16 protein-coding genes are annotated in these 14,030 nt (G+C 72.7%); 6 read left to right on the top strand and 10 right to left on the bottom strand.

The genetic code is table 11. The annotated features are described in order from the left end of the window. The first annotated feature begins 59 nt into the window (after positions 1-59). Entirely contained in the window at positions 60-965 is a 906-nt protein-coding gene (locus AB0O48_RS24870; RefSeq protein ID WP_365068621.1) for a L,D-transpeptidase, read from the top strand. A gap of 10 nt (positions 966-975) precedes the next feature. On the opposite strand, the gene AB0O48_RS24865 is transcribed toward AB0O48_RS24870, so the two are convergent. From AB0O48_RS24865 to AB0O48_RS24850, 4 genes are all read right to left on the bottom strand, one after another. After that, entirely contained in the window at positions 976-1,620 is a 645-nt protein-coding gene (locus AB0O48_RS24865; RefSeq protein ID WP_357244791.1) for a response regulator transcription factor, read from the bottom strand. After that, complete coding sequence (locus AB0O48_RS24860) at positions 1,617-2,747, bottom strand: histidine kinase (RefSeq protein WP_365068618.1); 1,131 nt, start codon at positions 2,745-2,747, stop codon at positions 1,617-1,619. Before AB0O48_RS24860 ends, AB0O48_RS24865 begins: the two co-directional genes overlap by 4 nt. Positions 2,748-2,938: 191 nt before the next feature. Next, positions 2,939-3,739 carry an ABC transporter permease gene (locus AB0O48_RS24855; protein WP_357244787.1) on the bottom strand — a complete coding sequence of 267 codons (801 nt, stop codon included), beginning with the start codon at positions 3,737-3,739 and terminating at the stop codon, positions 2,939-2,941. A gap of 1 nt (position 3,740) precedes the next feature. Continuing rightward, positions 3,741-4,640, bottom strand: a complete 900-nt coding sequence (locus AB0O48_RS24850; protein WP_357244785.1) for an ABC transporter ATP-binding protein — start codon at positions 4,638-4,640, stop codon at positions 3,741-3,743. Between the two features lie 301 nt (positions 4,641-4,941). On the opposite strand from AB0O48_RS24850, the gene AB0O48_RS24845 reads away from it, so the two are divergent. Both AB0O48_RS24845 and AB0O48_RS24840 read left to right on the top strand, forming a co-directional pair. Further along, positions 4,942-5,796: an alpha/beta hydrolase gene (locus AB0O48_RS24845; protein WP_357244784.1), complete on the top strand. Its 855-nt coding sequence runs from the start codon at positions 4,942-4,944 to the stop codon at positions 5,794-5,796. A 108-nt stretch (positions 5,797-5,904) separates the two neighbouring features. Next, positions 5,905-7,044, top strand: coding sequence for a site-2 protease family protein (locus tag AB0O48_RS24840; RefSeq protein ID WP_357244781.1), 1,140 nt, complete (start codon positions 5,905-5,907; stop codon positions 7,042-7,044). A 7-nt stretch (positions 7,045-7,051) separates the two neighbouring features. Here AB0O48_RS24840 and AB0O48_RS24835 read toward each other — a convergent pair whose 3' ends face one another. Continuing rightward, a complete protein-coding gene (locus AB0O48_RS24835) occupies positions 7,052-8,335 on the bottom strand; it encodes an FAD-binding protein (RefSeq protein ID WP_357244779.1) in 1,284 nt (427 codons plus the stop codon). After that, positions 8,332-9,042: a hypothetical protein gene (locus AB0O48_RS24830; protein WP_357244777.1), complete on the bottom strand. Its 711-nt coding sequence runs from the start codon at positions 9,040-9,042 to the stop codon at positions 8,332-8,334. Before AB0O48_RS24830 ends, AB0O48_RS24835 begins: the two co-directional genes overlap by 4 nt. Before the next feature lie 161 nt (positions 9,043-9,203). Here AB0O48_RS24830 and AB0O48_RS24825 point away from each other — a divergent pair, with 161 nt between their 5' ends. After that, positions 9,204-9,641 carry a hypothetical protein gene (locus AB0O48_RS24825; RefSeq protein ID WP_365068614.1) on the top strand — a complete coding sequence of 146 codons (438 nt, stop codon included), beginning with the start codon at positions 9,204-9,206 and terminating at the stop codon, positions 9,639-9,641. 34 nt (positions 9,642-9,675) lie between these two features. Here the strand turns inward: AB0O48_RS24825 and AB0O48_RS24820 are convergent, their stop codons facing one another. The 4 genes from AB0O48_RS24820 to AB0O48_RS24805 all read right to left on the bottom strand — a co-directional run bounded on the left by AB0O48_RS24820 (position 9,676) and on the right by AB0O48_RS24805 (position 12,921). Then, complete coding sequence (locus AB0O48_RS24820) at positions 9,676-10,605, bottom strand: LLM class F420-dependent oxidoreductase (protein WP_357244773.1); 930 nt, start codon at positions 10,603-10,605, stop codon at positions 9,676-9,678. Between the two features lie 68 nt (positions 10,606-10,673). After that, a complete protein-coding gene (locus AB0O48_RS24815; protein WP_365068612.1) occupies positions 10,674-11,711 on the bottom strand; it encodes a hypothetical protein in 1,038 nt (345 codons plus the stop codon). Next, positions 11,711-11,980: a hypothetical protein gene (locus tag AB0O48_RS24810; protein WP_365068610.1), complete on the bottom strand. Its 270-nt coding sequence runs from the start codon at positions 11,978-11,980 to the stop codon at positions 11,711-11,713. The genes AB0O48_RS24815 and AB0O48_RS24810 overlap by 1 nt, the downstream gene beginning before the upstream one ends. 389 nt (positions 11,981-12,369) lie before the next feature. Further along, positions 12,370-12,921 (bottom strand): Uma2 family endonuclease, encoded by a 552-nt coding sequence (locus AB0O48_RS24805; RefSeq protein ID WP_365068608.1) that lies wholly within the window; start codon positions 12,919-12,921, stop codon positions 12,370-12,372. A 126-nt stretch (positions 12,922-13,047) separates the two neighbouring features. Between AB0O48_RS24805 and AB0O48_RS24800 the strand changes: the two genes are divergently transcribed. Both AB0O48_RS24800 and AB0O48_RS24795 read left to right on the top strand, forming a co-directional pair. Next, positions 13,048-13,503, top strand: a complete 456-nt coding sequence (locus AB0O48_RS24800) for a GNAT family N-acetyltransferase (RefSeq protein ID WP_357244766.1) — start codon at positions 13,048-13,050, stop codon at positions 13,501-13,503. Positions 13,504-13,512: 9 nt separating this feature from the next. Then, a complete protein-coding gene (locus tag AB0O48_RS24795) occupies positions 13,513-13,992 on the top strand; it encodes a hypothetical protein (protein ID WP_357244764.1) in 480 nt (159 codons plus the stop codon). Positions 13,993-14,030 lie beyond the last annotated feature (38 nt).

Here is a 14,030-nt window from a genome sequence, read left to right as displayed (position 1 = left end):
GGTCGGCGGGTATCACCGAACCGGGGGCCTCGAACCGTCCGCCACCTTAGAGTGGTTTAGTGCTGTTTGACGGAAAGTCCCCGTATCGCCGCCGTGGCCCCTGGGTGGCCGCCGCCATCGCCGTGCCGGCCCTGCTGGTGGCCGCGCTGCTGGTGGGTCAGGCCCTGACCCCCGGCACGACAGCACCCGACCGACGGATCGCGGCCGACCCGACGCCGAGCACCGTCGAGCAGAGCGCCGAGGAGTCGATTCCCCCGGCCGCGCCCGCCCCGGCGGGGCTGCCGGTGGTCGACTACGACCCGGCGCCCGGGGGCTTCCCCACGGATCCGGCCACCATGGACACCACGCCGCTGACCGAGGGTGCGCACCCGACCAGGCGGATCACCGCGTACGACGCGCCCGGCGGCCGTCCGCGAGCCTTCCTCGAACCAACGATCAGCGGCGTCGACCTCACCATGCCGATCGCCGACCGGCGCTCCGGCTGGATTGCCGTCCTGTTGCCCTCGGCCAATCGGCGGCTCGCCTGGCTGCCTCCCGGCGGGTTCGACACCGTGGCGTTGCGCGACCAGATCGTGGTGGAACGCAAGGTCCACCGGCTCACCTGGTACCGGGCCGGCACGGCGGTGCGCTCCTGGGAGATCAGCCTCGGCCAGTCGGGGCAGGACACTCCGCTCGGGCGGACCTTCGTCCTGGGCCGGACCCCGCCGCCCGAGGAGGTCTACGGCGGGGTGGACATCTACGCCCTCGGCTCGGTGCCCGACGACCCCGAGTCGGTGCCGGCCGGGCTGCGGGGTGCCCACATCGGGGTGCACACCTGGCACAACGACGACGAGTTGGGCGAGAACACCACGAACGGCTGTATCCGGTTGACCCGCAGTGGTCAGCGGGAGCTGCTCGCCGAGGTCCGCCCCGGCAGCAGCGTGGTGGTCGTCGACAAGCTGCCCACCCCGCCCCCGACCGCCTGACCGGCGGGCGTCACTCGCCGAGCAGCCAACCGTTCTGCTCGGCGACCCGGATCGCCTCGGCCCGGTTGCGGGCACCGGTCTTGCCGATCGCCGCCGAGAGGTGGTTGCGTACCGTCCCCTCGGACAGGTGCAGCGCCCCGGCCAGGTCGGCGACCGTGCCACCCCCGCGGGCGGTCCGCAGCACCTCGGTCTCCCGGTCGGTCAGCGGGCTCACCCCGGCGGCCAGGGTCTCGGCGGCCAGCGTGGGGTCGACCACCCGCAGGCCGGCGTGCACCCGACGGACCGCGTCGGCGAGTTGCCGGGCCGGGGTGTCCTTGACGACGAAGCCGCTCGCACCCGCCTCCATCGCCCGACGCAGGTAGCCGGGCCGACCGAAGGTGGTCACCACCAGCACCCGGCAGGTCGGCAGCGCGGTCCGTAACGCGGCGGCGGCGGCGATCCCGTCCAGGCCGGGCATCTCCACGTCCAGCAGGGCGACGTCGGGGTTGCTGCGGCGGGCTGTCGGCACCACCTCGTCGCCCCGGCCGACCTCGGCCACCACGCTCAGGTCCTCCTCCAGCGAGAGCAGCGCGGCCAGCGCGCCGCGGACCAGTGCCTGGTCGTCGGCGAGCAGCAGCCGGATCGGGTTGGACCGGCCCAGGCCGGAGGCACTCACCGGGCCTCCGCCGGGGCGTGCACCCGCAGCAGGAAGCCACTCCCGTCGGGCCGGCGGCCGACGCTCACCACGGCGTCCAACTCCCGCGCCCGCTCACGCAGGCCGACGAGCCCGTGCCCGTTGGCGTCGGGGGTGGACGGACCCCGACCGTCGTCGCTCACCTCGACCCCGTCCGGGTGTACCCGGACCGTGCAGCACCGCGCCCCGCTGTGCCGGACCACGTTCGTCACCCCTTCCCGTACCGCCCACCCGAACAACCGGTCCCACCCGTCCGGCAGCACCGGCACCTCGGCCGGCAGATCCGCCGCGATGCCCGCCGCGGCCAGCGCGGAGCGGGCGCCGGCCAGCTCCGCGGCGAGGGTGACCTCGCGGTACGCCCCGACGGTCTGCCGCACGTCGGACAGCGCCGCGCGGGCCAGCGCCTCCACCTCGGCGATCTCGGTGGCGGCGCGGTCGCGGTCCACCTGGATGAGCCGGCCCGCCAACTCCGCTTTGATCGCCACCACGGTCAACGAGTGCCCGAGGATGTCGTGCAGGTCGCGGGCGGCACGGGCCCGCTCCTCGGCGACCGCGAGTCGGCCGATCTCCTGTTGGGCGGCCCGGAGTTCGCTGTTGCGCTGGGCCAGCTGGGACACCCCGAACATCGCGAACGAGGCGAGCAGCACCGCGAAGACGATGCCGCTCTCGGCCTGCCAGCCCGGCACCAGCCAGGACGTCAGCACGGGGGTCACGGCGCAGAGCAGCACGACTGCCAACGCCTCCCGGGGCGGCAGCAGGAACACGCTCGCCGCCGCCACGTAGACCAGGGTCGCCAACCAGTCGCCACCGGTGCCCGGCATGCTGGCCAGGCCCACCGCGAGCAGCAGCACCAGCCCGGCCCGCGCCCGACCCGCCGGGATCGGCCGCAGGGTCTGGCGCTGCTTGCGGGCCCACTGGAACAGCAGCACGTAACCGATGCCGAAGGCGACCAGGGCCACCACCCCGACGGCCCGCCGCCACAGCTCCGGCTGGTGCAACGCGGTGGCGAGCGGCACGTTGAGGAAGAACAGCCAGACGGCCGCCAGCAGCCAGCCGGTGAACCGCCAGTGGCGGTTCACCGGCCAGGGCTGCCCGGTCGAGAGGTCCATCGGGTCCACGCTAGCGCCTGCTTCATCAGGGCGGTCGAGCCGAGGCGGAGTCCGGGCGGCGATCCGGCAAGGCACGGTTTCGTTCGGATACCGGTGTTGTATCTGGACGAAACCGCAACGCCGCCGGTCGTCGTCCGGGCCCGCCGTAGGCCGGCCAGTTCTGATGAAGCAGGCGCTGACCGTCGGGGTGGTCAGACCCGCGCGGTGTCCCGGCGGAACAGCCGGGCCGCACCGACACCGAAGACCAACGCCCAGCCGACGAGGTTGACCACCGCCGCCACGCTCACCCCGTCGCCGGTCAGGGGGGCACGGGCCAGCACACCCATGCCGTACACCGGGGTGAACTTCGCGACCTGCTGGAGCACCTCCGGCAGCACCTCGACCGGGACGAACAGCCCGCCGAACATGGCCAGCACGGCCAGGATCGGGCCGATGAACTGCATGACGTTCTCGGCCGGCACCAGGTAGCCGATGAACAGGCCGAACGCGGCGAAGACCAGCGAGCCGAGCCAGGCGGCGAGCCCGGACAACAGCCAGACGTACGCGGGGATGCGTACACCGGCCGCCGCGCCCACCAGGAACTCGACGGCCACGGCGAGCAGGCCGAGGGTCATCGCGGTGACCAGTTTCGTCGCCACGTACGCGGTCGGGCGCAACGGGGTGAGCCGCAGCTGACGGCTCCAGCCCAGTGCCCGCTCGGTGGCGACCGCGCCGCCCGCGCTGGTGGTCGCCACCATGGCCGCGTACACGGCCAGGCTGATCATGACGTACGCCGTGACCGGGCGGCCGTTGTCCAGCGACTGCCCGCCCTGCGGCAGGCCGAAGATGAGGAAGAAGACGCCCGGCATGATCAGCGTGAAGGCGAGGGTGCGGCGGTTACGCAGCACCCGGCGCAGCTCGATGCGAAGGACGCCCGGGGCGAAACCGCCCAGGGCGGGCAGCCGACGGTCCGGCTCGACGGCACGGGTGGGGGTGGGGGTGACGGTCGTCATCTCAGGCTCCGGGGTGCGCGGTGGTCAGGGCGAGGAAGGCGTCCTCGAGGTTGCGGGAGGTGATCTCCACGTCCCGGGCGTCGGTCCGGGTGAGCAGGTGCCGGGCGATCGCGTCCGAGTCGCCGGTGCGCACCAGCACGCTGTCGCCGCGTACCTCCACGGCGTCCACGCCGGGCAGCGCGGCCAGCGCGGCCTGGTCGGCACCGGGCAGGGTGGCCCGGACCGTGCGGCCGGCGGCCAGGTTCTTGATCTCCGCGGTGGTGCCGTCGGCCACGATGCGCCCCTGTCGGACCAGCACGATCCGGTCGGCGTACGCGTCGGCCTCGTCCAGGTAGTGGGTGGCGAAGATGACGGTCCGGCCGGCCCGCGCGTCGCGGCGCAGGGCCTGCCAGAAGTCCCGCCGGCCCTCGACGTCCATGCCGGTGGTCGGCTCGTCGAGCACCATCAGATCCGGGTCGGGCAACAGCGCCAGCGCGAAACGCAACCGCTGCTGCTGGCCGCCGGAGCACCGCCCGACGACCCGCCCGGCGATGTCGGCGATACCGGCCCGCTCCAACACCTCGGCGCTCGGGCGGGTGTGCCGGTAGAAGTGCGCGCTCATCTCGACCGTCTCGCCGACGGTGAGGTCCTTGAGCAGCCCGCCGGTCTGGAGCACGGCGGCGACCCGACCCCGGGCCACCGCGTCGTCCGGGGTGCCGCCGAGGATCCGGACGCTGCCCTCGTCCGGGCGGGCCAGACCGAGCAGCATGTCGATGGTGGTGGTCTTGCCCGCCCCGTTGGGGCCGAGGAACGCCACCACCTCGCCGGGCTGCACCCGCAGGCTCAGCCCGTCGACCGCGGTGACCGCGCCGAAGGTCTTGGTGAGGCCGTTCAACTCGACGGCCGGATGCGTACTGGTCATGGCACTCATGCTCCGGCGGCGCGGACCTCGAGGCCCGGAGCGGTCGTCACGTTCCGACCGTGACATTTGTCAGGGCCGGGGCGGCACACAGAGTGACCTCCGCGCGAGCGGGCACCACGGCGGGCGTGATGCCTCTGAGTCATCAATATGCCCCTGTGTCATCACGCCCTCTGCCATGTCCGCCCCGCACAGGGCACGGCGAGGCCCGCGCAGGGCACGACGAGGCGAGCGCCGGCGGAGGAATTCCCGGCGCGGCAGCGGGTAACCGCCGGGCCGGACGCCGCGACACCGGGAGGATGCGATGGGCTCCATGCCGCAGGGCCAGGTCGACACGATCGTGCTGATCCACGGACTCTGGATGACCCCCCGTAGCTGGCAGGGGTGGGTCGAGCGGTACACCAGGCGCGGCATGCACGTCATCGCCCCGGCCTGGCCGGGGATGGACCGATCCGTGGAGCAGTTGCGCGACGACCCCAGCCCGATCGCCGAGCAGAGCATGGCCACGATCGTCGCGCACTACGACAAGATCATCCGAGCGCTGCCCCGACCGCCGATCATCATGGGCCACTCGTTCGGCGGACTGTTCGCCCAGGTCCTCGCCGACCGGGGGCTCGGCTCAGCGGTGGTGGGGGTGCACCCGGCGGCGGTGAAGGGGGTGCTCAAGGTGCCGCTGAGCCAACTGCGCTCCGGCTTCCCGATCCTGCGCAGCCCCGCCAACCGGAGCAAGGCCGTCCCGTTCACCCCGGACGACTTCGCCTACACCTTCGGCAACGTGATGAGCCGCGAGGACTCCGACCGGGCGTATCAGCGCTATGCCGTCCCCGGTGCCGGCCGGGTGTTCTTCGAGGGCGCCTTCGCCAACGTCGACCCGCGCTCGCCGGCCCGGGTCGACACCACACGCGACAACCGCCCACCCCTGCTGCTGCTGGCCGGCGGGGCCGACCACGTGGTGCCGGCGTCAGTGGTCCGGGCCAACGCGGCGCTCTACCAGAAGTCCCGGGCGCTCACCGCCTACCAGGAGTTTCCCGGCCGATCACACTTCACCGTCGGGCAGGACGGCTGGGAGGAGGTCGCCGACTACGCGTTGGACTGGGCGCTGCGAGCGGCGGCCCTGCCGCGGGAGGCGACAATCGCCAGCGAGAGTCCCCGCCGCTGACCCGCCCATCAGGCGCAGTCCCGGGGCAAGACGCTGGGGTGGGCGGCGTCGCGTGTCCGGCTCAGTCGGGTCTGGCATGAGCGGGCCCGACTGGGGTATCTCGGTGGGATGAGGGCCAGTTTCCGACTTGGTCGGATCGCGGGAGTGCCGGTCGGAGTCAACTGGAGCGTTCTGGTCATCTTCGCGTTGATCGCGTGGGGTCTGGCCGCCAATCAGTTCCCCCGCTCGTACCCCGATCGCTCGTCCGTGGCGTACACCCTCGCCGGGCTGGCCGCGGCGGTGGTCTTCTTCGTCGGCCTGCTCGCCCACGAGGTGTCGCACGCGGTGGTGGCCAAGCGCAACGGGCTGGAGGTCGACGGCATCACGCTGTGGCTGTTCGGCGGCGTGGCCGAGCTGCGGGGCGAGCCGCGCGACCCGGGCGCGGAGCTGCGCATCGCGGGGGTCGGCCCCCTGGTCAGCCTGCTGCTCGGGGCATTCTTCGGCGCGATCGCCGCGCTGCTCGCGCTGTCCGGGCAGGACGGACTGCTCTTCGGGGCGGTGGCGTGGCTGGCCGGCATCAACGTGCTGCTGGCCATCTTCAACGTGCTGCCGGCCGCGCCCCTGGACGGCGGCCGGTTGCTGCGCGCCGCGGTGTGGAAGGCCACCGGTGACCGGACCAGAGCGTCGGTGGTCGCCGCGCGGGCGGGCTGGGTGCTGGGCGTCCTGTTGATCGGCCTGGGGCTGTGGCAGTTCCTGTCCGGAGTCGGCTTCGGCGGGCTCTGGCTGGCCCTGATCGGCTGGTTCCTGATCGGTGCCGCCGGGACCGAGGAACGGCAGGCCCGCACCGGCAGCGCCCTACGCGGGGTCCGGGTGGGTGACGTCATGACGCCGCACCCGCAGACCGCCTCGGCGGAGATGACGGTCGCCGACTTCGTCGACCACTACCTGTTCGCGTACCGGCATTCGGCGCTGCCCCTCACCGAGGAGGGCCGGCCGATCGGCCTGGTCACCGTCGACCGGGTACGCGGCGTGCCGGCCGAGCGGCGGGCGTCGACCACGCTTGCCGAGGTGGCCTGCCGGGCCGACCAGTTGGTCCTCGCGCAGCCCGGCGAGCAGCTCAACGACCTGCTCCCCCGGCTCAGCGAGTGCGCCGACGGCCGCGCCCTGGTGGTGAGCGAAGACGGCCGCCTAACCGGAATCGTCTCCCCCAGCGACATCAGCCGAGCCGTCCAACGCAGCACCCTGCGCACCCCGGCTACCCCGCGGTGATCATGGGTCAGCGGGGGAAGTGGTGGTCTAGGAGGGCCGTGCGGAACTTGCCGGTTGGGTCCAGGTGGGGCAGCAGGGCCGCGAAGTCGGCATGGCGGGGGTAGCGGGCCGCCAGCTCCGTCGGGTCGGTGACGAAGACCTTGCCCCAGTGTGGGCGCGGCGCGAACGGTGCCAGGCGCTCCTCCACGGCGGCCACCACCGGCAGTACGGCCGCGGTGTCGTCGATCCAGGTGAAGTGCACGACGAAGCTGTCCCGCTGGTGGTTCGGGCTGAGCCACAGCTCGTCCGCCGCCACGGTCCGCAGTTCGCAGACCAGCAGCACCGGTGCGATCAGGTGCGCGACCTCGTCCAGCGCGGCGAGCGCGTCGGCCGCCGCCGTACGCGGCACGTGGTACTCGGACTGCAACTCGTCGCCGCTGCTCGGGGTGAAGCCGAGCTTGAAGTGCGGCAGCCGCTCGTGCCACGGACCCGGTTCGCCGAGCTGCGGGGTGCAGTTCTCCGGTGGCATGCCGAGCACCGGGTGCCGTGGCTCGGTGGCGGCTGTGGTGCCGAGCCAGTCCGCCGGCGGCGGCGACTGGTCGGCCGCCTGCTTGCGCCACACCTCACGCAGCCGAGGCGTACGCCAGTCGGTGAAGACACTCACGCTGTACGCCGAGCCGAGCGCCTCGTCCAACGCCTCCCGGTCGAGGTCGAGTGACACGTACTGGCGCAGCTCGAAGGCCGGCACCACGTCCAGGGTGACCCTGGTGACCAGGCCGAGCGCGCCGAGACCGACCACCATGCCGGCGAACGTGTCCGGGTCGGTCTCGCGGCCGACCCGCAGCAGGTCACCGTCGGCGGTGACCAACTCCAGACCGGCGACCGCGGTGGCCAGGTTGCCGTGCGCCTGACCGGAACCGTGGGTGGCGGTGGCCACCGCGCCGGCCACCGAGATGTGTGGCAACGAGGCGAGGTTGGCCAGCGCGTACCCCTGGGTGTGCAGGTGTCGGGCGAGGTCGCCGTAGCGCATCGCGCCGCTCACGGTGACCTGCCCGCGCTCGCGGTCCAGCTCGACGACCGGGGGCAGGCCGGCGAGGGTGACCAGGTCGCCGTCGGTGTCGCCGAGGCGGTTGAAGGAGTGCCCGCTGCCCACCGCCCGGATCCGGGTGCTGCCGGCGACCAGGCGGCGCAGGTCGTCGGTGGAGGTCGGCCGGTGGAACGCCCGCGCGGCGTACCGCACGTTGCCGGCCCAGTTGCGGCGCGGAACGTCGGCCGCGGTGGCCGGAGTGGCGTGCGGTCCGTGCGCGATCATGTTGCGGTCTCCCGATCGGTGGACGGGTGGTCGGCCAGCGCGGCGACGAGGGCGTCCAGAACCGTATCCGTCTGGAACGTGTGGTAGCCACGCTGGGCGATCGGCAGACCGGCCGCGCCGGCGCGTTCGATCTCACCCCGGGCGGCCTGCCGGGTCGGCGCGTCCCCGGACAGCAGGGCGTCCTGGCCGCGTCGGATCAACCGGTCGACCCGGTCCATCTGGTAGCCGCGTAGGCCCACCGGGAGGTCCGGGTCGGCGAAGGCCGCTCGGCGCAGCGCCAGCAGGTCGACGAAACGGTCACCGGCATATTGGGTGAGCGCGGCGGACACCTGGTCGGGCTGCTCGCGGACCTGGTCGAGGACGAGCACCTCGATGGCGGGGCGGCCGTCGAGGGGGTGGCGGGCGGTCACCGGCTCCAGCGGCACGCCCGAAACGGGCACCAGCAGCAGTCGCGGCGGTTTCCGGTAGCCGTCGCGGCGGGGCGGCTCGTCGAGCACCAACGTGTCGACCTCGGCCCACGGGATGTCCCGGCGCAGGCCGGGTCGTCGGATGCTGAGCCCGTCGGGGCCGATCCCGAATCGGAACGGCCGCAGCGCGCTGGCCAGCGCCACGACGCCCAGCGCGACGGCGCCGCCCGCGATGATCGTCCGTAGCAGGGCGCCGTCGCTGGGATAGACCAGGAGCAGCACCCCTCCGAGTACGCACACCAGAGCGAGCGCACGGGCTCCCCGATTCCGGCGCAGTTCCACGCTCGGACCCCCGTTCATGACCGTGGCGTCGGTTCCAGCATCTTCCGCCAAACCACCCACCGGGGACACCGGTCGATCGGGCACGGTTGTTCTCGTCATCGCCGGGGAACCCTACGCCCATGAGCAGCTACCGTGATCCGGCCCCACGGGGCGATGTGTATCCCTCCGAGGAGGAGCTGGACCCGACCGGCAGCGGCGTCGAGCAGGCCAGCGCCCCGTCGGCCAGCGGGTTGCCCAGCCATCCGGCGCCCACGCCCGGTCCCCGGCCCACCCCGGCGCCCGCGCCGGCCCCGACGCCGGTGCCGGCACCCGGCCCGGCGCCGCGTGCGCCCGGTGCCGGGCCACAGTCGATCGTGACCCGGCACCTGGACGGCTCGGTGGAGGTGGTCACCGACCTGGACGGCGACGGCGTCGCCGATGTCGTCCAGATCGATGTGGACGGCGACGGGATTCCCGACATCACCTATGTGGACAGTGATCGGGACGGACGGCTGGACACCGTGCTGAGGGACGCGAACGTGTCCGGGACGGGCGTGGGCGCCCATCGCCGCGCCTGAACCGCGAGCGGCATCCCCACGGCGACCCGTTGGCTCAGAGCTTCGCCATCACCTCGTTGGCGACGAGTTCGAGGTGCGCCAGGTCGCCGAGGTCCAGCACCTGGAGGTAGAGCCGCTCGCTGCCGATCTCCGCGTACCGGCCGATGGTGTCCAGCACCTCGCTGGGCGTCCCGGCCAGGCCGTTGGCCCGCAGCTCGTCCGGTTCGCGGCCGATCGCGGCGGCCCGACGCGCCACCTCGGCGTCGTCGCGCCCGCAGCAGAGCACCAGCGCGTTGGACCAGACCAGCTCGGCCGGGTCCCGGCCGATCTCCGCGCACGCCGCGCGGACCCGGTCGAACTGTGCCGCCGTGTCCGGCACCGAGGCGAACGGCAGGTTGAACTCGTCGGCGTAGCGGGCGGCCAGCGCGGGGGTGCGCTTCGGTCCCATCCCGCCGAGCAGGATCGGCGGGCGCGGCTGCTGCACGGGCTTCGGCAGCGCGGGTGAGTCCCGGACCGGGTAGTACCTGCCGGCGTACTCGTACCGCTCCCCCGGCGGTGTGGACCACAGCCCGGTGATCACCGCGAGCTGCTCCTCCAGCCGGTCGAACCGCTCGGCCAGTGGCGGAAACGGAATGCCGTACGCGGTGTGCTCCTCGGCGTACCAGCCGGTGCCGATGCCCAACTCCACACGACCGCCGCTCATCTGGTCGACCTGCGCCACGGTGATCGCCAGCGGACCGGGCAACCGGAAGGTGGCCGCGGTCATCAACGTGCCGAGCCGGATCCGACTGGTGTCCCGGGCCAGGCCGGCCAGCGTGGTCCACGCGTCGGTGGGGCCGGGGGCCCCGGTGCCGTCACCCATCCTGAGGTAGTGGTCGGACCGGAAGAACGCGCCGTAGCCGGCGTCCTCGGCGCAGCGGGCGACAGCGAGCAGTTGGTCGTAGCTGGCGCCCTGCTGGGGTTCGGTGAAGATCCGCAGTTCCATGATCCGAGCATAGGTCCCCCGCTCGGACCCGGTCGGTGGTCGCACCGACCGGGTCCCCAGCCGCGGACTCAGACGTACGGCGGGGTGGAGTAGGCCGCCCGCAGCGCGGCCAACCCGGTCGCCTTCGGCGTCAGCGTGCCCCACCCGGAGTTGAAGTAGTTGGTCCGCGCGATCAACGGCCCACGCTCGGCGTTGAGCTGGGCGACGGCCGCTGGCACGGTGGCGATCCAGGCGGCCTGGTTGGGGATCTCGGCCACCCGCACCCCCCACTCGGCGATGAGCACCGGACGGGACAGCGCCAACGGCCCGAGGTCGGCCACCGCCCAGTCCTTGGTACGGCGGAACCGGGCCAGCGCGGTGTGGCTGGCGTTGGTGCCGTAGACGTTCCACTGGAGGAAGTCCAGCCGGGCCATCAACGATTCGGGGTGGACGCGCTGGAAGCAGGCTCGGTCGAAGCCGGCGATCCCGATCGAGAAGGTCGTACCGCCGGGCAGCGTGCGCGCCTTGAACCAGGTGAGGATGTAGTTGATCGCCTGCACCGCCCGGGCGTCGGACTGCGCCCAGGTGTACCCGACACCGCCCTCGGTGGTGCCGAACTCGTGGTCGGTGTCCAACTCGGACACGAGTTGGATGTTCACGCCGAAGCCGAGCGTCCGATACTGCGCCAGCGCGCGGGCGAACAACCCGTCACACTGACCGCTGACCACCTGGCCGTACCCGTACGCCTTCGGCCAGTTGGTGCCGGGACGCTGCTGGATGGTCATCGACGGCGCGGGCACGGTGTAGGTGGTGCCGTCCACGGTGAAGGTCTGCGGGCCGTCCGGGGCGCCGTAGTGCTTCAGCTCCAGGACCATGTTCATCTGGATCCCCTCCCGGCCCAGCGTGATCAGCCAGGGCCGGTTGTAGCCGGGGAAGATGTAGCCGTCGGCGAAGCTGCGGTACTGGGTCAGTGAGCGGAAGTTGCCGCCGGCCATGTCGGCGGTCGGGTCGGCACCCCCGGAGAGGTAGTAGCCGCCGAGTACCGGCTGGCCACCCACGGTGTAGTCGGCGCTGGCCGTCGCGGTGTTGCCGGCGGCGTCGCGCACCTGCACGGTGACGCGGGGCATCACGCCACCGCCCGGTAGACGGCGACCGCGCCGTTGTCGGAGACCCGGGTCCAGGTCCGCCCGGAGTTGTCGGTGACGGTCAGGGTGAGCGGGTCGATGACCGCGGTGACCTTGACGGGCGCGCTGCTGTTGCCCTGCGCGTCGGTCACCACGATGGTGACGGTCAGCGGCTTGGTGTCGGCGTCGGAGTAGGTGGCGGTCAGCAGCATCTGGGCGCCGGGCGGGAAGGCCGACGCGTTCAGGCTTGCGGTTACGGTGGGAGCGGCCATGGGGGTGCCTCTCTGAGCTAGATCGCCGGGTCCGGGCGCGCTGGGCGACGCCGGACCGACGGGACGCACACAGGTGCGGAAAGGGAAGGCGGAGCACCGGCCCAGGCGACGCGGCCATGCGGCGGCGTCGGCGGTGATGACGTCCTTGTCCCGGTGAGGACGAACCCGCTGAGGGCGCCCCCAGCGGAGTCGGCACCTGCCCCAACAGTGCTCCGCCGGAGGCCCTACCGTCTTGTCCGTTGCACGACAGGGACCCCAACTGAGCTGCGGAAACGTGAATCGCGGCTGCTGTTTCGGCCGCGACACCCCGAACGGCTCACACCCGCGCGCCGACGTCGCGCCCTGTCCAGCGAGGAACGGCGTCCAGCAGTCGGCGAAGTCAGTGAATGTCAGTCGAGATGGTCGGCGGGGACCGTCTGGAGCAACCACGCCAGCGGCATCCGTGCCCGCTCCTCGTAGGTGCCGTCCCCACCCAGCACATGCAGGGTGACGGTCTGCGCACCATCCCGGTCCACCACCCAGTACCGCGGGATCCCCACCGACGCGTACTCGCGGACCTTCGTCACCGAGTCCATCGCCTCCGACCCCGGCGAAACGATCTCCACCACGAGTACGACATCGTCGACCGCGGCCCAGACGCTGCGGGTCGGCGTCCGCCACACGCTGAGGTCGGGGATGCGACCGCCGTGGCCGTCCGGGCCGGAGATGCGCAGACCGGCCGCCTGGAGCACCTGCTCGGCGGGCCAACCAGCCATGATCAGCCAGGCGAAGAGGCGACTGGCGATCATGGCGTGATCCGAGTCGGGGGGCGGCATGACCGACAGGACCCCCTCGGGGCTGGTCTCGTAACGGTGGCCGTTCGGATCGGCGGCGTTCATCGCCGCCAGGTCGTCGAGCGTCACGATGGCGGGCATGTGCATGCCGACGGCCTCAGCGCTCATGGGCCTCATCCTAATTGACCAGCGGCACCGTGCCCTGGTCGGTTCAGCGACGTCGGCGTGCCGGGTCGAGCAGGGTCGGCGGGTGTCGGACCTCTCGTCTGCTGGGGCGGCGATAGCGTGGTGATCATGGTGGAGTGGGAGCTGCGACCGGCCTCGCTGGCGGACGTCGACGCCGTGGCCGAGTTGCGCGCCGTGGTGCTGCGGGCGGATCTGGAACGGCTCGGGCGGTACGACGAACAGCGCGTACGGCAGCGCCTGCGGGACGGCTTCGTTCCGGCGTACACCCGGGTTGTCGAGGTGGGTGGGGCGTTCGCCGGCTGCGTGGCGCTGCGCCCGGCGGACGACGCCCACTGGTTGGAGCACTTCTACCTCTCCCCGCACGTGCAGGGCAGCGGCCTCGGCACGGCCGTGTTGCGCGACCTGCTGGACCGGTGCGACCGCGACGGCACCCTGGTCCGGCTGAACGTGTTGCGGGGCAGTCCGGCCCGGCGGCTCTACGAGCGGCACGGATTCACGCTGACGGCCGAGGACCCGGTGGACGTGTTCATGGTGCGCGCGCCGCTACCGCAATTGTCAATGTAACGTTGACCGATGACGTCGGAGCTGGCGCAGTTGGCGGACGTCCAGGTCGCCCGCGCCCACCTGGACGAGCGGGAGCTGGACCTGATCGACCGGGCGCGGCACGACGGCGCGACGTGGGCGCAGGTGGCGCAGGCGTTGGGCCTCGGCAGCCGGCAGGCCGCAGAGCAGCGCCGGCAGCGCCTGGTGGTGGCGCGGAGGTCACGGCAGCGGCACCGCGACCTCGGCTACCCGGCACAGATCGCGGCACTGCGCGCCGCCGTGACCGAGCTTGAGCGATGGATCGTGGCGGACCGGCGGTGGAACGCCCGATTTCGTCGAGCGGCGCTCGTGCGCAGCACGGTGGACGCCGCCCTGGACGCCGCCCCGGGGTCGCTGTACGCGCTGGCCCTGCCCCTCGTCGCCGACCTCGCCGAGGCGGGTGACCGGCTGCCGGCACCTGCCCGAGCCGCGGCGGCGGCGCTCGACGCGGCGATGTCAATGCCACATTGACGTAAGCCGCCAACATTGCGCCGACAAGCCTCAAGGCC

The sequence above is a fragment of the Micromonospora sp. NPDC085948 genome, from assembly GCF_040686315.1.
Lineage (GTDB): Bacteria > Actinomycetota > Actinomycetes > Mycobacteriales > Micromonosporaceae > Micromonospora.
Note: the sequence above shows the minus strand (reverse complement) of the source record. Positions and strands in the feature narration are given on the sequence as shown.